General features: G+C 66.8%; 17 protein-coding genes and 1 tRNA gene. 9 read left to right on the top strand and 9 right to left on the bottom strand.

The annotated features are described in order from the left end of the window. Positions 1-88 precede the first annotated feature (88 nt). Positions 89-811, bottom strand: a complete 723-nt coding sequence (locus tag ACPXCG_RS22370; protein ID WP_425794536.1) for a TVP38/TMEM64 family protein — start codon at positions 809-811, stop codon at positions 89-91. Positions 812-986: 175 nt separating this feature from the next. Between ACPXCG_RS22370 and ACPXCG_RS22365 the strand changes: the two genes are divergently transcribed. The 5 genes from ACPXCG_RS22365 (at position 987) to ACPXCG_RS22345 (ending at position 8,323) form a co-directional block, all read left to right on the top strand. Further along, the gene (locus ACPXCG_RS22365; RefSeq protein WP_425794488.1) at positions 987-2,906 is read left to right on the top strand and encodes a methylmalonyl-CoA mutase family protein; all 1,920 of its coding nucleotides are present in this window, start codon (positions 987-989) and stop codon (positions 2,904-2,906) included. Further along, positions 2,903-5,221 carry a methylmalonyl-CoA mutase gene (gene scpA / locus ACPXCG_RS22360; RefSeq protein ID WP_425794486.1) on the top strand — a complete coding sequence of 773 codons (2,319 nt, stop codon included), beginning with the start codon at positions 2,903-2,905 and terminating at the stop codon, positions 5,219-5,221. Before ACPXCG_RS22365 ends, scpA begins: the two co-directional genes overlap by 4 nt. After that, a complete protein-coding gene (meaB, locus tag ACPXCG_RS22355; RefSeq protein ID WP_425794485.1) occupies positions 5,221-6,249 on the top strand; it encodes a methylmalonyl Co-A mutase-associated GTPase MeaB in 1,029 nt (342 codons plus the stop codon). Before scpA ends, meaB begins: the two co-directional genes overlap by 1 nt. A gap of 257 nt (positions 6,250-6,506) precedes the next feature. Further along, entirely contained in the window at positions 6,507-6,806 is a 300-nt protein-coding gene (locus ACPXCG_RS22350; protein ID WP_425794484.1) for a hypothetical protein, read from the top strand. A gap of 179 nt (positions 6,807-6,985) precedes the next feature. Next, positions 6,986-8,323 carry a lysine N(6)-hydroxylase/L-ornithine N(5)-oxygenase family protein gene (locus ACPXCG_RS22345; protein ID WP_425794483.1) on the top strand — a complete coding sequence of 446 codons (1,338 nt, stop codon included), beginning with the start codon at positions 6,986-6,988 and terminating at the stop codon, positions 8,321-8,323. A 69-nt stretch (positions 8,324-8,392) separates the two neighbouring features. Here the strand turns inward: ACPXCG_RS22345 and ACPXCG_RS22340 are convergent, their stop codons facing one another. Together ACPXCG_RS22340 and ACPXCG_RS22335 are read right to left on the bottom strand one after the other, a co-directional pair. Continuing rightward, positions 8,393-9,346 carry an LLM class F420-dependent oxidoreductase gene (locus ACPXCG_RS22340; RefSeq protein ID WP_425794481.1) on the bottom strand — a complete coding sequence of 318 codons (954 nt, stop codon included), beginning with the start codon at positions 9,344-9,346 and terminating at the stop codon, positions 8,393-8,395. 40 nt (positions 9,347-9,386) lie between these two features. Continuing rightward, positions 9,387-10,445 carry a nucleoside hydrolase gene (locus ACPXCG_RS22335; RefSeq protein ID WP_425794479.1) on the bottom strand — a complete coding sequence of 353 codons (1,059 nt, stop codon included), beginning with the start codon at positions 10,443-10,445 and terminating at the stop codon, positions 9,387-9,389. A 108-nt stretch (positions 10,446-10,553) separates the two neighbouring features. Here ACPXCG_RS22335 and ACPXCG_RS22330 point away from each other — a divergent pair, with 108 nt between their 5' ends. Beyond that, on the top strand, positions 10,554-11,489 hold the full coding sequence (locus ACPXCG_RS22330; RefSeq protein WP_425794478.1) for a mechanosensitive ion channel family protein: 936 nt from the start codon (positions 10,554-10,556) through the stop codon (positions 11,487-11,489). A 22-nt stretch (positions 11,490-11,511) separates the two neighbouring features. Here ACPXCG_RS22330 and ACPXCG_RS22325 read toward each other — a convergent pair whose 3' ends face one another. The 3 genes from ACPXCG_RS22325 to ACPXCG_RS22315 form a co-directional block, all read right to left on the bottom strand. Continuing rightward, complete coding sequence (locus tag ACPXCG_RS22325) at positions 11,512-12,657, bottom strand: thiolase family protein (RefSeq protein ID WP_425794476.1); 1,146 nt, start codon at positions 12,655-12,657, stop codon at positions 11,512-11,514. Positions 12,658-12,674: 17 nt separating this feature from the next. Further along, on the bottom strand, positions 12,675-13,088 hold the full coding sequence (locus ACPXCG_RS22320; protein WP_425794535.1) for a Zn-ribbon domain-containing OB-fold protein: 414 nt from the start codon (positions 13,086-13,088) through the stop codon (positions 12,675-12,677). A gap of 185 nt (positions 13,089-13,273) precedes the next feature. Beyond that, positions 13,274-13,362, bottom strand: a tRNA-Leu gene (locus tag ACPXCG_RS22315). A 67-nt stretch (positions 13,363-13,429) separates the two neighbouring features. On the opposite strand from ACPXCG_RS22315, the gene ACPXCG_RS22310 reads away from it, so the two are divergent. Together ACPXCG_RS22310 and ACPXCG_RS22305 are read left to right on the top strand one after the other, a co-directional pair. After that, positions 13,430-14,776 carry a M20/M25/M40 family metallo-hydrolase gene (locus tag ACPXCG_RS22310; RefSeq protein WP_425794474.1) on the top strand — a complete coding sequence of 449 codons (1,347 nt, stop codon included), beginning with the start codon at positions 13,430-13,432 and terminating at the stop codon, positions 14,774-14,776. Between the two features lie 56 nt (positions 14,777-14,832). Next, the gene (locus tag ACPXCG_RS22305; RefSeq protein ID WP_425794534.1) at positions 14,833-15,378 is read left to right on the top strand and encodes a YbhB/YbcL family Raf kinase inhibitor-like protein; all 546 of its coding nucleotides are present in this window, start codon (positions 14,833-14,835) and stop codon (positions 15,376-15,378) included. Between the two features lie 44 nt (positions 15,379-15,422). Here ACPXCG_RS22305 and ACPXCG_RS22300 read toward each other — a convergent pair whose 3' ends face one another. From ACPXCG_RS22300 to ACPXCG_RS22290, 3 genes are read right to left on the bottom strand one after another with little or no spacing between them, the layout of a single operon-like run. Continuing rightward, positions 15,423-16,523 (bottom strand): quinone-dependent dihydroorotate dehydrogenase, encoded by a 1,101-nt coding sequence (locus ACPXCG_RS22300; RefSeq protein ID WP_425794472.1) that lies wholly within the window; start codon positions 16,521-16,523, stop codon positions 15,423-15,425. Next, the gene (locus ACPXCG_RS22295) at positions 16,517-16,852 is read right to left on the bottom strand and encodes a DUF5703 family protein (protein ID WP_425794533.1); all 336 of its coding nucleotides are present in this window, start codon (positions 16,850-16,852) and stop codon (positions 16,517-16,519) included. Before ACPXCG_RS22295 ends, ACPXCG_RS22300 begins: the two co-directional genes overlap by 7 nt. Positions 16,853-16,854: 2 nt before the next feature. Beyond that, positions 16,855-17,967: a YncE family protein gene (locus ACPXCG_RS22290; RefSeq protein ID WP_425794532.1), complete on the bottom strand. Its 1,113-nt coding sequence runs from the start codon at positions 17,965-17,967 to the stop codon at positions 16,855-16,857. A gap of 140 nt (positions 17,968-18,107) precedes the next feature. Between ACPXCG_RS22290 and ACPXCG_RS22285 the strand changes: the two genes are divergently transcribed. Then, on the top strand, positions 18,108-18,950 hold the full coding sequence (locus ACPXCG_RS22285) for an undecaprenyl-diphosphate phosphatase (RefSeq protein WP_425794470.1): 843 nt from the start codon (positions 18,108-18,110) through the stop codon (positions 18,948-18,950). The last annotated feature ends 8 nt before the right edge of the window (positions 18,951-18,958 follow it).

Genomic DNA, 18,958 nt, shown 5'->3' with positions numbered 1-18,958 from the left:
GACCATCAAGTCTAATTGCTTGATAGGTAGAGATCAAGTCCTCTGGCTTTACGAAAGATGTCAGGGCTGAACCCTTGATCGGGTGAGATCAAGGGTACTTGCTTGTCTCGATCATTTCTCGGGAGCTGCTGACCGGCAGACGGGCGTCGAGGACGAGGCCGATGATGCCGACGGCGAAAAAGCATGCGCTGAGCAGTAGCAGGAGTGGATCGCGCTGCCCGGTCATGGCGTCGCCGAGAAAGACCACCGCCGCAGTCCCGGGCGCCATGCCGATCACGGTAGCCACGAGGTACGGGGCGAACCGTACCGAGGAGAGCGCCGAGCAGTAGTTCGCCACCGAGAACGGACAGGCCGCGATGAGACGCAGCGAGCCGACCGCGAGCCAGCCCCGCCGGCTCAGCCGGTACTCCACGGCGCGGACCACCGGCTTCTTCAGGTACGGCCGCACACGTTCGCGTCCGATCGTGCGTACGAACCAGAAGGCGACGATCGCGGCCACCGTCGAAGCGATCATCGCCCCCGTGAACCCGACGACCGGACCGAAGAAGATCCCGGACATCACGGTGAATGTCGACCGTGGGAACGGTGCGAGCGTCACCACTGCGTACGCGGCGAAGAAGGCCCAGGCGAACGCCGGACCCAGATTCTCACCCCAGGTCCGCACGCTCGCCACCGATGGCATCGGGATCAGATAGGAGCCCATCAGGACTACGGCGACGACCGTGGTCAACAGCAGCGCCCGGCGGATCACACGGGCATCGACACCGCGCCGAACGGGACGGAACGTGCTCGTCGCCCCGGGTTCGGTGATCCGGGATCCCGACGTTTCGTCGGGGACCGTCGAGGACTCGGTGGGCACCGCGCAATACTACGCGGGCGCGACCCGTGCGATGTGTCACGATCGGCCCTCGATGTGAGAGCCGAGCGAGCGTTCGGCTAAAGTCGGGTACGCGCTCGACCCGAGCAACACGGAGGTGTCACGCCCCATGCCGCAGACCACTGCGTCGAAATCCGATCGGTCCGACCGATCGCTCGACGAGGCCTATCGGGCCTGGTCGGAAGCCGCTGCCGCCGTCTTGGCGAAGTCCCGGCGGTCCACTGTCGAGGAATTGCCTGCCTCGGCCGAAGAGCTCTTGTCCACCACCACTCTCGACGGACTCCGTATCCGTCCGCTGTACACACGCAGGGATGAGAACGCGGAATCCGGCCTGCCCGGCGGATTCCCGTATGTTCGGGGTGCCGATCCCGATCGCGACGTCATCATGGGCTGGCGGGTGACCGAGCGATTCGGTGACGACTCGACACCGGCCGCCGACGTCAATCAGTCCGCACTCGATGCCCTGTCCAAGGGCACGAGCGGCCTGTGGTTGCACGTCGGCGCCGGCATCTCGGCCGACGACCTGACCGCCGTCCTCGACGGCATCTATCTCGATCTGATCCCGGTGACCCTCGACGCGGGAGCCGAGGGCATCGCCGCCGCGCGCGCACTCCTGACGGTCTGTGCGACAGCCGCAGCGGCACCCGAGTCCATCGCGCCGACGGCCTCGACCATCACCTCCCTCGGTCTGTCCCCGTTGACCGCGGCCTTCTCGGGTCGCGCGACAGTGGATGCCGCGGAGGCGACCTCGCTGGCCGCTGATGTGCCCGCCGGTGTTCGGACATTCCGCGTCGACGGCACCGATTTCGCCACCGCCGGGGCCGACAACGGACTTGAGCTCGCGCTGCAGATCGCGGCCGCCGTCACACACCTGCGTGACCTCACCCAGGCCGGTCTGTCGTCGGCGGATGCGCTGCGCCAGATCACCTTTGCGGTGTCCGCCGGAGACGATCAGTTCGCGACCATCGCCAAGTTCCGTGCGCTGCGCAAGGTCTGGGCCCGGGTGGCCGAGGTGGTCGGCGCGCCGGAGGCCGGGGCCGCGATCACCCACGGCGTCACCGATCTGGCGATGCAGAGTCAGCGTGACCCCTGGGTCAACATGCTGCGCACCACGATCGCCTCGTTCGGGGCGGGCGTCGGTGGTGCCGACCAGGTCACGGCCCTCGGATTCGACGCCGCGATCCCACTCGACAACCGCACCTCGAGTGCGTCGTTCTCCCGTCGCATCGCGCGCAACACGCAGCTGCTGCTGCTCGAGGAATCCAACATCGGCCGCGTGCTCGATCCGGCCGGCGGCTCCTGGTTCGTCGAGTCACTCACCGACGACCTCGCGTCGAATGCCTGGACCGTCTTCGGTCAGATCGAATCGGCGGGCGGGTACCGCGCCGCCCTCGACTCCGGCTGGATCGCCGACCGGGTGGGCGCCTCGCTGGCGAATCGTGACGATTCGGTGGCCCATCGCCGGACCTCCGTGACCGGTGTCAACGAATTCCCGAATCTTGACGAGAAGCCCCTGGGCTCGGGGATCGCCGATGCGACCGACGTACCGCTCGGGGCACCGCGACTCGCGCGGGTCGGGCGCTCCTTCGAGGAACTGCGCGATCGATCCGACGCCGTCCTCGCCGACACCGGCCGGCGCCCCACCGTTCTGCTGCTACCGCTCGGATCCGTGGCGGAGCACAACGGCCGGACCACGTTCACCGCGAACCTTCTTGCCGCAGGGGGTATCTCGGTGGTGAACCCAGGCCCCCTGACCACCGACGGTATCGCGGTGGCGGTGGCGGATGCGGACGCATCGATCGCAGTGATCTGCGGGACCAAGCAGCGGTATGCCGACGACGGCGCCGCGGCGCTGCAGGCTGCGCGCGCCGCCGGTCTGCGCACGGTACTCCTGGCCGGGCCCGAGAAGGAATGGCCCGACGGAGACGATCGGCCGGACGGGTCGCTGCGGGTCGGTATCGACGCGGTGGCGGTCCTCCGCGATCTTCTCGACCAGCTGACCCAAGAACCGGCGGGAGCGACATCATGACCCAGACCGAACCGAGCCCGACCAGTTCGCCTGCGGACACCTTCGGGGAGATCCCAAGTTTCGCCGACGTCGAACTGGTCACAGGAGCCGCCGTCGGATCCGGCCCTGCTGAATCCCCGACGGCTGAATCCCCGACGGCCGACGCCGCCATCGACCGGCTGGCGAAGGCCCAGGGGCAGACCGCCGACGAGATCACGTGGAGCACACCGGAACAGATCGGGGTCCGGCCGATCTACACCCGCGCGGACCGCGACGCCATCGCCACCGAGGGTGACCACCCGTATCCGCTGGATTCCATTCCCGGCGAGGCGCCGTTCATCCGCGGGCCCTACCCGACGATGTACGTCAACCAGCCGTGGACCATCCGGCAGTACGCGGGGTTCTCGACCGCCGCCGAGTCGAACGCCTTCTACCGCCGTAACCTCGCGGCCGGACAGAAGGGCCTGTCGGTGGCCTTCGACCTCGCCACCCACCGCGGCTATGACTCCGATCACCCGCGGGTGGCAGGCGACGTCGGGATGGCCGGTGTCGCCATCGACTCGATCCTCGACATGCGGCAACTCTTCGACGGCATCGACCTCGGGTCGGTCTCGGTGTCGATGACCATGAACGGTGCGGTGCTGCCGATTCTGGCGCTGTACGTGGTGGCGGCGGAGGAGCAGGGGGTGCCGCCGGAGAAGCTCGCCGGGACCATCCAGAACGACATCCTCAAAGAGTTCATGGTCCGCAACACCTACATCTATCCGCCGAAGCCGTCGATGCGGATCATCTCCAACATCTTCGAGTACACCAGTCAGAAGATGCCGAAGTTCAACTCGATCTCGATCTCCGGCTATCACATCCAGGAGGCCGGGGCGACCGCCGACCTGGAATTGGCGTACACGCTGGCCGACGGTGTCGAGTACATCCGGGCCGGGCTGGACGCGGGTCTCGACATCGACAAGTTCGCGCCCCGACTCTCGTTCTTCTGGGGCATCGGCATGAACTTCTTCATGGAGGTCGCCAAGCTGCGCGCCGCGCGGCTGCTGTGGAGCGAGCTCGTCGCACAGTTCGAGCCGACGAATGCCAAATCGTTGTCACTGCGCACACATTCGCAAACCTCCGGATGGTCCCTGACCGCCCAGGACGTCTTCAACAACGTTGCACGCACCTGTGTCGAGGCGATGGCGGCCACACAAGGACACACGCAGTCGCTGCACACCAACGCCCTCGACGAGGCGATCGCGCTGCCGACGGACTTCTCGGCCCGCATCGCCCGCAACACGCAGCTGCTCCTTCAGCAGGAGTCGGGCACCACGCGCCCGATCGATCCGTGGGCCGGCTCGAATTACGTCGAATGGCTGACGCATCAGCTCGCGGAGAAGGCCCGGGCGCACATCGCCGAGGTCGAAGAGGCCGGCGGCATGACGCAGGCGATCAACGAGGGACTGCCGAAGCTGCGCATCGAGGAGGCCGCGGCTCGCACGCAGGCCCGGATCGACTCCGGCCAGCAGCCTCTCGTGGGTGTGAACAAATACCAGGTCGACGTCGACGAGGAGATCGAGGTCCTCAAGGTCGAGAACTCCAAGGTGCGCACCGAGCAGCTGGAGAAGCTGAAGCGATTGCGCGCCGAGCGTGACGAGTCGGCCGCGCAGGCCGCACTCGCCGACCTGACCCGCGCAGCCGCCTCGGACCAGGGTGGCCTCGAGAACAATCTGATGGCGCTGGCCATCGAGGCGGCTCGCCACCAGGCCACCGTCGGCGAGATCTCCGACGCAATGGAAAAGGTCTATGGTCGCCACCAGGCAGAGATCAAGACCATCAGCGGGGTGTACCGACATGAGGCGGGCGAGGTGAGCAACGTCGACGCGGCGATCGAGATCGTCCGGCAGTTCGGTGAGGCCGAGGGCCGTCGCCCGCGCGTACTCGTGGCGAAGATGGGGCAGGACGGTCACGACCGGGGACAAAAGGTGATCGCGACCGCCTTCGCCGATCTGGGATTCGACGTCGACGTGGGCCCCTTGTTCGCCACGCCGGAGGAGGTCGCCGCGCAGGCCGCGGACAACGACGTACACGTCGTCGGCGTGTCCTCGCTGGCTGCGGGTCACCTGACGTTGGTGCCCGCGCTGCGACAGGCGCTCGAAGATGTCGGCCGTCCCGACATCATGATCGTGGTCGGCGGCGTCATCCCTCCGGACGACTTCGCCGAGCTGCATGAGGCGGGCGCCGCAGCGATCTTCCCGCCCGGAACCGTGATCGCCGACTCCGCAGTGGAATTGGTGAGCAAGTTGGCCGTCGGCCTCGGCCACCAGCTGACCGGCGTCGCCGGCGAGTGATGGGCGATCACGATGCCGGCGCGGCCACGGCGTCGCGGCGTCCGATCGACGTGGACGCCCTCGCCGCGGCCGTTCGGGCCGATCGGCGGTCCGACCTCGCCCGGGCCATCACACTCGTGGAATCGGCGCGGCCGGATCATCGCGCGGCCGCACAGGAGTTGCTGCTGCGGCTGACCCCGCACGCGGGGAACTCGTTCCGGGTCGGGATCACCGGCGTGCCCGGGGTGGGGAAGTCGACCACCATCGAGGCACTCGGGATGTACCTGATCGAGCAGGGCCACAAGGTCGCCGTGCTCGCGGTGGATCCGTCGTCGACGCGAACCGGCGGCTCCATCCTGGGCGACAAGACCCGGATGGGGCGACTCTCGATGTCGAAGGATGCCTACATCCGTCCGTCGCCGACCTCGGGGACCCTCGGCGGGGTGGCCAAGGCAACCCGCGAGAGCATCGTGCTGCTCGAGGCCGCCGGATTCGACGTGGTCCTCGTGGAGACGGTCGGCGTCGGCCAGTCCGAGGTGACGGTCGCGAACATGGTCGACACCTTCACGTTCCTAACCCTCGCCCGTACCGGGGATTCGTTGCAGGGCATCAAGAAGGGCGTTCTGGAACTCGCCGATGTGGTGGTGGTCAACAAGGCCGACGGGAAGCACCTCACCGAGGCCAAGGGAGCGGCGCGCGAACTCAAGAACGCGCTGCGGCTGATCTATCCACACGACGCCGTGTGGATGCCGCCGGTGCAGACGATGAGTGCGATCGAGAACACCGGCGTCGCCGAGTACTGGGACGCGGTGCTCCGCCACAAGCACACGCTCACCGACGCCGGCCAGTTCGCGGCCCGGCGCAATCAGCAGCAGATCGACTGGACGTGGGCGATGGTGCGCGACACCGTCCTCTCCCGGCTCGGTGAGAGTCCGGAAGTCAAGAGCATCCGCGCCGATGTCGAACAGCAGGTTCGGTCGGGCGATCTGACGCCGGCACTCGCCGCGCAGCGGATCGTCGAGGCGTTCGACGGCCGCAGGACGTCCTGAGCCCAGGCGCCCGGTCCGGATTCAGCCGAGTTCCGCGCGGATTCGCGTCGGCGACGATATCGAAGACGAGAGCCGACTGACGGGTCACCTGTAGATCGCGTGCCGCGATGGTCGCTCGTCGCACGAAGCCCGGCTCCAGTGCCAGTAGCGTGGCGAATCGCCAGGCGCTGTCGCCAAGAGCCTCGATCGCCTCGTTCAGCGAGAAGATCTGATGCTGTGCGAGGACGGCACAGGACGATGCCGAGGTCCAGCACGATATGGCTGTTGATACCGGACAGCATGTGCTGCAGGATGATCGGATCGGCGTCCGGTCGCGGGAGACCGTCGCACCTGGTGTCATCGGGGTCGTGGTGGCGACGTCGGGACTCAACCTCCAGGTGTTCGACGACACGATCTACCTGCGCGTGATCCTGGTGGCGCTCGTGACCTCGATCATGGTCGGCCCGGTGCTGGTCCACACGACCCGACGACCCGTCGGGCATCTCCGCTGGGATCGGCCGACGGGCACGGCTCCGGCGAGTGAGGGCGATTCAATCGCTTTCTTCAGGTTAGGATAGTCTTACCTTTTGTCGGTCGTGTGGCCGCGCCCAACGGGTCGCTTGGTGCCCGGACGATGGGGTGAGTAGGACGTGGTGTCCCTGAGGCGGCGCGTCGTGGGCCACGGGCGCGATCGGCCGGGTCGGGACATCGGTCACCGAATGAGGCACCGTCACAGAACGACGCAGAGGAGCAAGGCTTGTCCAGTGATCATTCCCCGTTGGTCGATGTGGTCGGCATCGGGTTCGGACCGTCAAATCTCGCCCTGGCCATCGCGATCGAGGAGCACAATCTTTCCGCCGGGTCGCACGAGCGGGTGACCGCGCGCTTCTTCGAGAAGAAGGACGCCTTCGGGTGGCATTCGGGCATGCTCCTGCCGGGTACGACAATGCAGGTCTCCTTTCTGAAAGACCTGGTGACGCAACGCAATATCCGCAGCGCTTACACCTTTCTCAACTATCTCGCCGAGCGCGGACGCCTGACCCACTTCATCAACCGGCAGGACTTCTTCCCGCTGAGGGCCGAGTTCCACGACTACCTCGGGTGGGCGGCGGATCGCGTCGACATCCCGGTCGAATACTCGGCGGAGGTCAAGGCTGTTCGCTGGTCGGATGATCACTTCGAGGTGGTCTCGCCGGCGCACGGGGTGATCCAGGCCCGGAACGTGGTCCTCGGCGGCGGACTACGTGCGAAGCTGCCCGCAGGTGTCACTTCGGGACCCCGTGTATTCCACAATCATCGGATGCTGGCGCATTTCGCCGAACTGCCGAGCCGGCCCAATGGCCGCTTCGTGGTGGTCGGTGCCGGCCAGAGCGCGGCCGAGGTCGCGGGGTATCTGCACGACGAGACCGACGCGGAAGTCCATGGGGTCTTCGCCAAGTACGGTTACACGCCGGCCGATGACAGTCCGTATGCGAACCGGATCTTCGATCCCGAGGCGGTCGACGAGTACTTCTCCGCGAACGCGGCATGGCGTGACCGTCTGATGCAGTACCACCGCAGTACCAACTACTCTGCGGTGGATCGGGTCCTGATCGAAGATCTCTATCGACGCGAATACACCGAGCGTGTGAGCGGCGAGCGACGGATGTTCGTCCACGGCACATCGGAGGTCGTCGAGCTCACCGAGACCGAGGACGCCGCACGGGTCCGAATCGCCAACCGACTCACCGGGGCCGAGACCGTCCTCGACTGTGATGCCGTCGTCTTCGCCACGGGTTTCGAGCCGACAACGTTGTCGGAGATGGTCGGCGATCTGGCCGCTCACTGTCGGGAGGATCGGCACGGGCGTCCCGTTCTCGATCGCCTCTATCGCGTGGAGACCGCCGATGACATCACCGGGCGGATCTTCGTGCAGGGGAACTCCGAGCACACGCACGGGCTCACCTCGACGCTGCTCTCCAACGTGGCCATCCGGTCCGGGGAGATCGTTCGTGCGATCGTCGACGACCGCGGGCTGGTCGGGGCGATATCGGGCCAGGCACCCCTCGGCGATCTCGCGGGCGACGCGGCTTCGGGCCGGGACGGGTTCCGGTGACCCACGCCGAGCGGTTCGCCGACACGACCGAGGTCCGCATCACCATGTACGAGGCGACGTCCAGCTGAACTAGCCGCCGATCAGCGGGGCCAGGGTCGAGCCCAACAACGAGACCCGCCCCGGCACATGGCCGTTGGCAGGAGCGTTGACGGTGATGCCGTCCACGCCGGTCGCGAGGAGGTCTGAGAACCGCGCACCCACCTCGTCCGGGTCGCCCACGATGGTGTTCGTCCGACGCACTTCCGCAGCGGGATTGCGCTTGAGATACGACTCGAACTCGGCGACGGCCTCGTCGTGGGTCGGTGCGATACACGCCGAGGTCTGCAAGCTCACCGTGATCTCGGAGCGATTGCGGCCCAGGCGGTCACAGTGCCCGGCAAGAGCTTCCAGTTTGCGACCGATGTCCTCGACCGCGCAGATGAGATTCGATTCGTCGGCGTACTGGGCGACCATGCGCAGTGTCTTGCGCTCGCCGCCGCCACCGATCATGACGGGGATCTTCGACAGCGGCGCAGGCACGTTGAGCGCCTCACGCACTCGGTACCGGGTGCCGTCGAGGGTCGGCTTGTTCCCTTCGAGCATGCCCAGGACGATCTGCAGCGATTCTTCTAGTTTCTCGAATCGATCGGTGAAGGTGCCGAACTCGTAGCCCAGTGCGTCGTGCTCGAGTTCGAACCAACCCGCACCGATGCCCAGTTGGGCACGCCCGCCAGAGACCACGTCCAACGCCGTGACGGTCTTGGCGAGGAGTGTCGGGTTGCGATAGGTGTTGCCCGTCACGAGAGCCGACAACCTGACCCTCGACGTGTGCTGGGCGAGAGCCGAGAGCAGGGTGTAGCACTCGATCATCGGTTCGTCAGGAGTGCCGAGGATGGGGAGCTGGTAGAAGTGATCCATCACCAGCACGGTGTCGAATCCGGAGTCTTCGGCCTCGACAGCCTGGGCGACGACGGTGGGGAAGAGGCGATCCGCGGTGACATCGGGATAGGTGAAATTGGGGATCTGGTAGCCGAGTCTGGTCACAGCTCGACGCTACGCCTGCGGTATCCGGCACGCAGGCGTTCTACGTTCTGGCGACCATCCCGCTGCCCGAATTGTCCGATGGTGCAAACGATCTCGCAAAGGTGCCGATCGTGTCGATCAGATCGTCGAACACGGCGTCGATGTCGGTCGCGATGGCGATCCGTGCGTTGGGTTCCCCGGTCATCGACCGTTCGTCTGCGACGGTCATCCCGCGCGTGTGACGACCGACCAGCTCGATGTCGACACGCGCGGGGATCGTGGTCACGATGTCGGGCGCCAGTGCGACCATGGCCGCGAACGGATCGTGGAGATGTGCGATGTAGCCCTCGTCGTGGGCGTGATGGAACTCGAGGTAGAAGCGCACCGCGTCCATCAGATGCCGGATCAGCGCGTTGTCGGAGACCGACCGCAAGCCGGCCTCGTCGGTGGGATCGGGGTACTCGACTGGGCTGCTGCCGGCCGTCGCGGCGAGCCGGACGAGGTGATCGGGCGTCATCGCCACCGACTCGGTGAGATCGAGAGGACAGACGATGGGTGGTTCCGTATCGTCGCGCCCGAAAGCCGCGAACACCTCGGCGGCCGCCTCGGGATCCACCGCGACGTTCCACTCGGAGGTCGGCGTGGTGTTGCCGTGCACATGGAAGGCGCCGCCCATGATCACAAGTCGGGCCAGGCGGGTGGGGAGCGCGGGGTCCCGCCGGATCGCGGTGGCCAGGGAGGTCAACGGGCCGGTCACCAGGCCGATCAGTTCGCCGGGGTATGCCATGGCCGCTTCGATCCAGGCATTGGCGGCGTCGACCCGACTGGCCGACTGTGTGGCGGGCGGGAGCTCGGCGTACCCGATGCCGAGCGGACCATGGGTGTCCTCGGTCGTCATCAGCTCGGCCGTGAGCGGGTCCGGCGACCCGGTGTGCACGGGGATGTCGGTGCGTCCGCACATCTCGAGCCACGCCAGGTTGTTGGCGGTGACCACGTCCACCGGGACGTTGCCCGCCGTCGACACGATCCCGACCAGGTCGACTTCGCGGCGGCCGAGGAGATAGAGGAGGGCGAGCGAGTCGTCGATGCCGGTATCGCAATCGAGGAAGAGTCGGGTCACCGTCCCATTGTGGACCGCATCGTGAGATTCGACGCACCGCACGCCCCACACAGCGGCTGACAGCGGTCACGACTGGACATGGCCGATCACATCCGTACGGTCGTCACCATGACAGCTCAAACCCTGGCCTTCGAATGGACGGAGACAAATCGCGAGTGGATCATCGAGACCCCGATCCGCATCGTGACTTACATCGTTATCGCGCTGATCGTGCGCTACCTGCTGCACCGCGCGATCGATCGGGCCACCAGGCGGCCCAAGGTGGAGGCCGGCAACTCGGATCAGCGAAAGCCCGCGTTGCTACGTCACCTACGGGAACGGACTCCCGCCGCCGCGCGCAACCCCGCGGTTGCTGAGCGTAGGGCCCAGCGGGCCAAGACGATCGGCTCCGTCCTCAAGTCGACGGTGTCGATCATTCTGCTGGTGTGGGTCGTGTTGTCGATCCTGAGCGTCCTCGGCGTCAACATCGCGCCGTTCATCGCGTCGGCCGGGGTCGTCGGCCTGGCGATCGGTTTTGGCGCGCAGAACCTGGTCAAGGACTTCGTGTCCGGTGTGTTCATGCTTCTCGAGGACCAGTACGGGGTCGGTGACATCGTCGATCTCGGCGAGGCCATCGGCGAGGTCGAGTCGGTGGGTCTGCGCATCACCACGGTGCGTGATCTCGACGGCACGCTCTGGTATGTCCGCAACGGTGAGATCGCCCGTGTCGGCAACATGAGCCAGGAGTATGCGGTGGCGCGGGTCGAGGTGCCGGTCGCGCTGACCGCGGATCTCGACCGTGCCCAGGAGGTCGCGCTGGAGGCCGCCAACGAGGTACTGGCCGACGAGTCGGTGGCCGCCGACGTGCTCGGCACCCCCGAGATGCTCGGAATCCAGGAGGTCGCGCCCGACATGGTGGTTCTGCGGATGACGCTGAAGACCAAGCCGAACGCGCAGTGGTCGCTGCAAAGACGTATCCGCCGCGCGATCCTGCGCAGCTATGACGCGAACGACATCGACCTGCCGTACCGCAACGGAATGGCGGCGATCACGGCAGGTCGATGAGGGGTTGTCCGTAGCCGAGCGGTCAGAGCGAGACGATCGTCGCCGAGGCGGTGCCCGGGGCGCCATAGACCTGGGCCAACCCGACCTTGGGTGATCCGGGCACCTGTCGGTCGCCGGCTTCCCCGCGCAGTTGACGCACGAGTTCGTGCATCTGGCGGAGCCCGGACGCGCCGATCGGCTCGCCGTTGGCGATCAGCCCGCCGTCGGTGTTGACCGGGATCGAGCCGGTGATCTCGGTCTCGCCGTCGGCGAGCAGCTGCTCCTGTTCCCCGTCCTTGCACAGACCGGTCTCGGCCATGTGGATGACCTCGGCACCGGCGTCGGTGTCCTGCAGCTGGGCGATGTCGACGTCCTCGGGCCCGATACCGGCCCGCTCGTAGGCCGCCCGCGCCGCGTAGACCGTCGGCGACACGTCCTCCTCGATCGGCGCTGAGGTGGCGTGCACCTCATAGGCGCCGTAGCGACGTGTGCGGATCTCACTGGCACGCAAGAACACCGGTTTGTCGGTGAACTTGTGGGCAATGTCCCCGCGGCACATGATCACCGCCGCCGCGCCCTCGTCTGGCGAGCAGAACATGTACTGCGTCAGCGGGTAGTTGACCATTGCCGAGTTCAGGATCTGGTCGGCGGGGATCGGGGTGCGTCGGAACGCGTTCGGGTTCCGCTCGCCGTTGCGGAAGTTCTTGGCCGCGACCTCGGCGAGGGTGGCCTGCGAGATGTTGTGGTCGTGGATGTAGCGGTTGGCCTTGATCCCGAAGAACTTGGTGGTCAGGAACTGCCCGTTCTGCGCGTACCACTGGGGGAGCGCCAGCTTGGCCGGGTTGTCGGTGAACGCCCCGCGCGGGTGCTTGTCCATGCCGACCGCGATCCCGATGTCGTAGGTGCCGAGGCGGATGGTGTCGGCGGTCTGCTGGATGGCGCTGGCCGACGTGGCGCAGGCGTTGAAGACGTTGGTGAAGGTGATACCAGTCAGTCCGACCAGGCGGGTGACGGCATCCGGGTTCGAGATCTCGTAGCTTCCGCCGAAGCCGAATTGGATGTCCTTCCACTCGACACCGGCATCGCCGAGAGCGAGCTGGATGGCCTCTGCGCCCATCTGCATGGCGGTCTTGTCGAAGCGACCGAAGGGATGGAGGCCGACGCCGATGATGGCTACGTCGTTGGTCATGGGGTTCCTCTCTGGGGTCAGGCCGGGGCGAAGGCGAAGGTGTAGATCTCGTCACCGTCGTCGTCGGTGGCGAGCGGGATCATGGTCAGTTCGACGGCCTGTCCGAACTGCAACTTGGTCGGGTCGTTCTCGGTGAGCCGGCCCTCCACCCGCACCACGTCGTCGAGCTGCACCAAACCGACGCCGAACGGGACGAAGTCGTCTCCGGTGGGACCGATGTAGGGAGCGCCGGGAGGAAATCCCTGGACGGTCCAGGCCACCAGAGTCCCGGTCCGGGGAAGAAGGACATCCGAGGTGTCACCCGAACTGCATTTGGGGCAGTAGTCCTGGGTGGGGAACGTGGTGAACTCGCACGCGCCGCACCTCGTGCCGATCAGCTGCGCGTCCTTGTCGGGCCAGGTGGAGATCTCTGGCGCCAGCGCCTTGGGCATGGTCTTTTCCTCCGGCATCGTCGGACAATGGATTCTTCGTGATCGTACTCGACGTTTCCGAATATGAAAATGGCATTCTCACACGGTCGGCGCAGCACACCATCGGTACTGCTCGTGACGGGAAAAGAAAAACCCCGGCCGTGGCCGGGGTGAATCGAGATGAGATGACCTGGTCATCCCGAAGGTGGTGTCCGAGGGGGGACTTGAACCCCCACGCCCGTTAATAGGGCACTAGCACCTCAAGCTAGCGCGTCTGCCATTCCGCCACTCGGACCTCTCGTAGCGCGGGCATAACCCTAACCGAGGTTGCCCGTCTATCCCAAATCCCGTAGGAGTGAGGGGTGACTTCCCAGCCTGTACCCGATCGTGCGGTCGACGAAGTGGTCGACATCGTGAGCCGTCTCATCCGGTTCGACACGACCAACACCGGCGAGGCGGATACCACCAAAGGCGAAGAGGAATGCGCGAAATGGGTAGCGCAACTCCTCGAGGAGGTCGGGTACACCACCCAGTACGTCGAGTCCGGACGACCGGGACGGGGCAACATCTTCGCGCGTCTCCCGGGACCGGTCGACTCCGACCGCGGGGCACTGCTCGTGCACGGTCATCTCGACGTGGTCCCCGCGGAACCCGCGGACTGGAGCGTGCACCCGTTCTCCGGGACCGTCTCCGACGGCTACATCTGGGGGCGCGGTGCGATCGACATGAAGGACATGGTCGGCATGGCGCTGGCGCTCGCGCGTCAATTCAAACGCGACGGCACCGTGCCGCCGCGGGAGATCGTCTTCGCCTTCCTCGCCGATGAGGAGGCCGGCGGCACCTGGGGTTCACACTGGCTGGTCGAGAATCGGCCCGACCTCTTCGAGGGGATCACCGAGGCGGTCGGAGAGGTCGGCGGTTTCTCCCTCACCATCGATCGGCCCGACGGTACGCAGCGGCGTCTCTATCTGGTCGAGACCGCCGAGAAGGGTCTGTCGTGGATGCGTTTGACGGCCGACGCCACCGCTGGGCACGGCTCCTTCCTGCACTCCGACAACGCGGTCACCGAAGTCGCGGAAGCCGTTGCCCGCCTTGGCCGGCACACCTTTCCGCTGGTGATGACCGAATCGGTGAGTCAGTTCCTGGCCACGGTCTCCGACGAGATCGGCCTGGATCTGCGCCCCGACGCCCCGGACCTCGACACGACGTTGTTCAAGCTCGGCAATCTGGCCCGCATCATCGGCGCCACACTGCGCGACACCGCGAACCCGACGATGCTCAAGGCCGGCTACAAGGCCAACGTGATCCCGCAGAAGGCGGAGGCCGTCGTCGACTGTCGTGTGCTGCCCGGGCGTCTGGAGGCGTTCGAGAAGGAGGTCGACGAGCTCATCGGCCCCAACGTGACCCGCGAGTGGATCACCCACCTCGACTCGTATGAGACGACCTTCGACGGTCATCTGGTCGACGCGATGAACGACGCGATTCTCGCGCATGATCCACAGGGCATGACGGTTCCGTACATGCTCTCGGGCGGCACCGACGCGAAGGCGTTCGCCAAGCTCGGTGTCCGTTGCTTCGGCTTCGCGCCATTGCAACTCCCGCCGGAGCTGGATTTCGCCGCATTGTTCCACGGTGTCGACGAACGTGTACCGGTCGACGCGGTGGTGTTCGGAACCAAGGTGTTCGAGCACTTTCTGCTACACAGTTGATGTACTGGAGTCCGATGCGCGTTCGACCTGTTCCGCGCTGACCCGAGAAAGGTGTTCTGATGGCGTTCAACCCGTACGACCCGCTACCGACACTGCCCGGCTTCACCCTGACGTCGGAGAGCATCGCCGACGGCGGGCCGCTGCGCAACGAGCAGGTGAGCGGGATCATGGGGGCAGGCGGCGAAGATCTGTCGCCGCAACTGACCTGGTCCGGATTCCCCTCGGAGACCAAGAGTTTCGCGGTCACGGTGTACGACCCGGATGCGCCTACGGCATCGGGTTTCTGGCACTGGGCGGTTGCTGACATCCCGGTCTCGGTGACCTCGCTGCCCGCGGGCGCCGGTGACGACACCGGTAGCGGGCTGCCCTCGGGTGCGGTCACGCTGGCCAACGACGCGGCACAGAAGCGCTTCATCGGCGCGGCGCCGCCGCCCGGACACGGTCCCCATCGCTACTTTGTGGTGGTGCATGCCGTCGACGTCGAGTCGCTCGGTTTGCCCGACGGCGCGACCCCTGCGTACCTCGGCTTCAACCTGTTCTCGCATGCAATCGCGCGGGCCACCGTCGTCGGCACCCACGAACAGGCTTCCGAGGACATCTGAGTTGCCGAATCGTGGTCAGGACACGCGAATACCGTGTGTCCTGACTACGAAGCCGCGCTGCCGACCGCGTCGGCCAGGCTCGCGAAGCCGCCGGCTCGCACCCGTTCGGCGATGCCGTCGTGGATCTCCTTGACCCACAAGGGTCCGCCGTAGATGAATCCGGTGTAGCCCTGCAGGAGATCGGCGCCGGCCAGGATGCGCTCCCAGGCCTGATCGGCGGTCTCGATACCGCCGACGCTGACGAGCGCGACCCGTCCGCCGACCCGCGCATGGAGTCGGCGAAGCACGGTCAGTGACCGGTCGGCGAGCGGGGCCCCGGACAGCCCGCCCGCACCGAGGGCGGCGACGTCGTCGGCAGGGGTCTGTAGCCCGCTGCGCTCGATGGTCGTGTTGGTCGCCACGATCCCGCCGAGCCCGAGTTCGACGGCGAGATCGGCAACGGCATCGATGTCCGCGTCGGCGAGATCGGGAGCGATCTTCACCAGGACCGGTACCGTGACCTCTTCCTGCACCGCCGCCAGGATCGGTCGCAATGAGTCGACGGCCTGGAGGTCGCGGAGGCCCGGCGTGTTGGGCGAGCTCACGTTGACCACGACGAAGTCGGCGAGGGGCCCGAGGGTGCGGGCGCTGAACCGGTAGTCGTCCACCGCCTCCTCGACGGGGACCACCTTCGTCTTGCCGATGTTCGCCCCGATCGGCACGCTCTTCGGGCCGGGTCGCAGTGCACGGAGATGCTGTGCGGCTTCGCGGGCGCCGGGATTGTTGAAACCCATCCGATTGATCAGCGCCCGATCCGCGGGCAGGCGGAACAGTCGCGGCGTGGGATTGCCGGGCTGAGCCTCTCCGGTGATGGTCCCGATCTCCGCATAGCCGAATCCGATCTGGCCCCAGGCGTTCACGGCCGAGGCGCTCTTGTCGAACCCGGCCGCCAGGCCGAGGGGAGCGGGGAAGTCGACACCGAACACGCGTTGCCGGAGCAGCGGATCCTCGGGTGCCAGTACCTTCGCGGTGCCGTAGCGCAGCAACGGGTTCCGGCCGGCGAATGCGATGGCCCCGAACGCGAGGCCGTGGATGCGTTCCGGCGAGAGACGGAACATCAGCCGGAGCAGGATCGGGTACAGCGCGGCGTTGATCCGACTCAGCATGCGGTGGCCCCTGCGTCCGGGTAGCCGGAACTGACGCTGTCATCGTCGAGGATGATCCGTGTCCGCGGTGGCTTCTTTCGGCGTAGCAACACCTTCCGGGTGCCGTCGGAGTAGAGCCGAACGCGCTTGAGCTCCCAGCCGCCGAACTCCGCCTCGATGGACAGGCGCATCGACGCGGTGACCCGGGTGACATCGGGAGGCAGGGTGAGGAGCACACACTCGTGGGTGTCGGAGGTGACCTCCCAGCCACGTGGATGGCGCTGCCCCGACCGGGATATCGCCCGGCCGTGGCGAGCAGCGATGCCGTCGGTGTGGGGGTCAGGCGACATCGTCACGGACCCGATGGTGTGACGGGCGCGACCCCGCGCAACATGTAATCCGGCGGGGCGATCTGGAGTCCGCCCCGGGCCGAGAGGACGAACACGGTGCCCGACCCGTCGTCGACGGCGATACTGTCCGGTTGGGCGACGGCCGGGAACCGATGCTTCGCCACGGGTTCGCCACCGGACAGGTCATAGGCCACCACCTCGTTGTTCGCCGTCGTCGACACCCACATCAGGTTGTGGGTGTCGTCGTAGTCTACGGCGTACGGGCCGGCCGGCACGGGATACCGGAATCGCATGACCAGCGGGGATCCGAAGAATCCGACGACCTCGTCGTCGCGCGTGTTGGCGACCAGCACACGCCCGTATCGGTCGACGGTGGAGTTGGTGGCCCCGTTGCCCGCCCTCAGTGCGGGACCGAGGTCGCCGTCGGCGATGGTGACCGGGGTGACCGAGGACTGTGCACGATCGAGAACGACGACCTGTTCGTCGGAGAGGTCGGCGCCCGGTGGGGAGACGGTGATGTCATCGACCCGGATGAACTTGTCGATGACCCGGCCCGGCTTCAGATCGCGATCGAAGACCAACAGTCGACCGTCGTCGGTACCGACGAGCACCTGCCCGGATGCGGTGCGTGCCAACGCGGTCGGGTCGGTAGCCGAGATCGGGGTGGTGGTCACCGCGCCGTCGGCGGCGATGCGCGCGATGACGTCCGGTCCGACGCCGAGGAACGAACCGTCGCCACTGCCGACGATGCGGGTCAGTGGGGGTGTCGTCGATCGTCGCGGAGCGTCGGAAATGCGGTCGGTGGCGTAACGCAGGACGGTGGTCCCGGCCGGATCGAGCACCGCGACGGTGCCCGAGTCGATCGCCAGTCCACGGCTGTTCGCGGGAGTCGGCACCACCACGCCGGCCGGCGCGGCAGCCGGACCGGGCGGGGCCTGCTCGGCGGTCGCCGGTGTGACGGTCGGCACGTTCGGGGTGGACGAACTGTCGCCGGACGATCCGCAACCCGACACCAGCACGACGGCAGCGATCGCGACGATCCCGGCGGCGATCGGCGCAGGCCTGCGCACCGCGGTGAACAGGGGGATCCGGCGCGGTGATCTCGGCACGTGCATCTCACCATCTTGCGTCACGACGCCGATCCGGGACGCGCGGGGTCGGGTCGACGGCTCGTGTCGGATCTGCGGCGGATGCCGGGAAACGCCGGTGCGGGCGATGCGGTGCCGCAGCGGGTTTCCACGTAGCATCAGCCGCCGTGACAGACACCATGACGTGGGCCCAGTCGATCGTGCTCGGTGCCCTGCAAGGTCTCACCGAGTTCCTGCCGATCTCGTCGTCGGGCCATCTGCGGATCGCCTCGGAGATCATGTTCGGCGGGGATGCCGGCGCCTCGTTCACCGCGGTCACCCAGCTCGGGACCGAAGCCGCCGTGCTGGTCTACTTCGCGCGCGACATCGCGCGGATCGTGGCGGCGTGGTTCCGCGGTCTGACGAACGAGGAGGAGCGCGGCCTCGACTACCGCATCGGCTGGTACGTGATCTTCGCGACCATCCCGATCGGTGTCCTGGGATTCCTGTTCAAGGACCAGATCCGGACATCCGGGCGCAACCTCTGGCTGGTCGCGACCGTGCTGATCGTGTTCGCCGGCGTCATCTGGCTCGCCGAGCGCTACGGACGCAAGGAACGCTCGATGGAGCAGCTGACATTGCGGGACGGCGTGGTGATGGGACTGGCCCAGTGTCTGGCGTTGGTCCCCGGGGTCTCGCGTTCGGGCGCAACCGCCAGCGCCGGACTCTTCCTGGGGCTCGAGCGAGAGGCGGCCTTCCGTTTCTCCTTCCTGCTCGCCATCCCGGCGGTGACCGCGTCGGGACTGTTCAGCCTCCCCGACGCTTTCGACCCCAGCGGCGAGGGGATGGAGGCATCCGGATCGCAACTGCTGGTCGCCACTCTCATCGCCTTCGTCATCGGTTATGCGTCGATCGCCTGGCTGCTGCGCTTCGTCAGCGCCCATTCGATGAACTGGTTCGGCGCATACCGGGTGATCCTCGGCCTCACCGTGATGGGCCTCCTCGCCGGGGGTGTGATCAGCGCCACGTGAGTGGACCG

This window comes from Gordonia sp. DT218 (assembly GCF_049847105.1).
In the GTDB taxonomy this organism is placed as follows: domain Bacteria; phylum Actinomycetota; class Actinomycetes; order Mycobacteriales; family Mycobacteriaceae; genus Gordonia.
Note: the sequence above shows the minus strand (reverse complement) of the source record. Positions and strands in the feature narration are given on the sequence as shown.

What these genes read in the sequence shown, in the direction of transcription:
- ACPXCG_RS22330 (WP_425794478.1), top strand. Translation starts at nt 10,554, where the DNA reads ATGACAGCTCAAACCCTGGCCTTCGAATGGACGGAGACAAATCGCGAG.
- ACPXCG_RS22290 (WP_425794532.1), bottom strand. Translation starts at nt 17,967, where the DNA reads ATGCACGTGCCGAGATCACCGCGCCGGATCCCCCTGTTCACCGCGGTG.
- ACPXCG_RS22300 (WP_425794472.1), bottom strand. Translation starts at nt 16,523, where the DNA reads ATGCTGAGTCGGATCAACGCCGCGCTGTACCCGATCCTGCTCCGGCTG.
- ACPXCG_RS22325 (WP_425794476.1), bottom strand. Translation starts at nt 12,657, where the DNA reads ATGACCAACGACGTAGCCATCATCGGCGTCGGCCTCCATCCCTTCGGT.
- scpA (WP_425794486.1), top strand. Translation starts at nt 2,903, where the DNA reads ATGACCCAGACCGAACCGAGCCCGACCAGTTCGCCTGCGGACACCTTC.
- ACPXCG_RS22350 (WP_425794484.1), top strand. Translation starts at nt 6,507, where the DNA reads ATGGCTGTTGATACCGGACAGCATGTGCTGCAGGATGATCGGATCGGC.
- ACPXCG_RS22365 (WP_425794488.1), top strand. Translation starts at nt 987, where the DNA reads ATGCCGCAGACCACTGCGTCGAAATCCGATCGGTCCGACCGATCGCTC.
- meaB (WP_425794485.1), top strand. Translation starts at nt 5,221, where the DNA reads ATGGGCGATCACGATGCCGGCGCGGCCACGGCGTCGCGGCGTCCGATC.
- ACPXCG_RS22295 (WP_425794533.1), bottom strand. Translation starts at nt 16,852, where the DNA reads ATGTCGCCTGACCCCCACACCGACGGCATCGCTGCTCGCCACGGCCGG.
- ACPXCG_RS22320 (WP_425794535.1), bottom strand. Translation starts at nt 13,088, where the DNA reads ATGCCCAAGGCGCTGGCGCCAGAGATCTCCACCTGGCCCGACAAGGAC.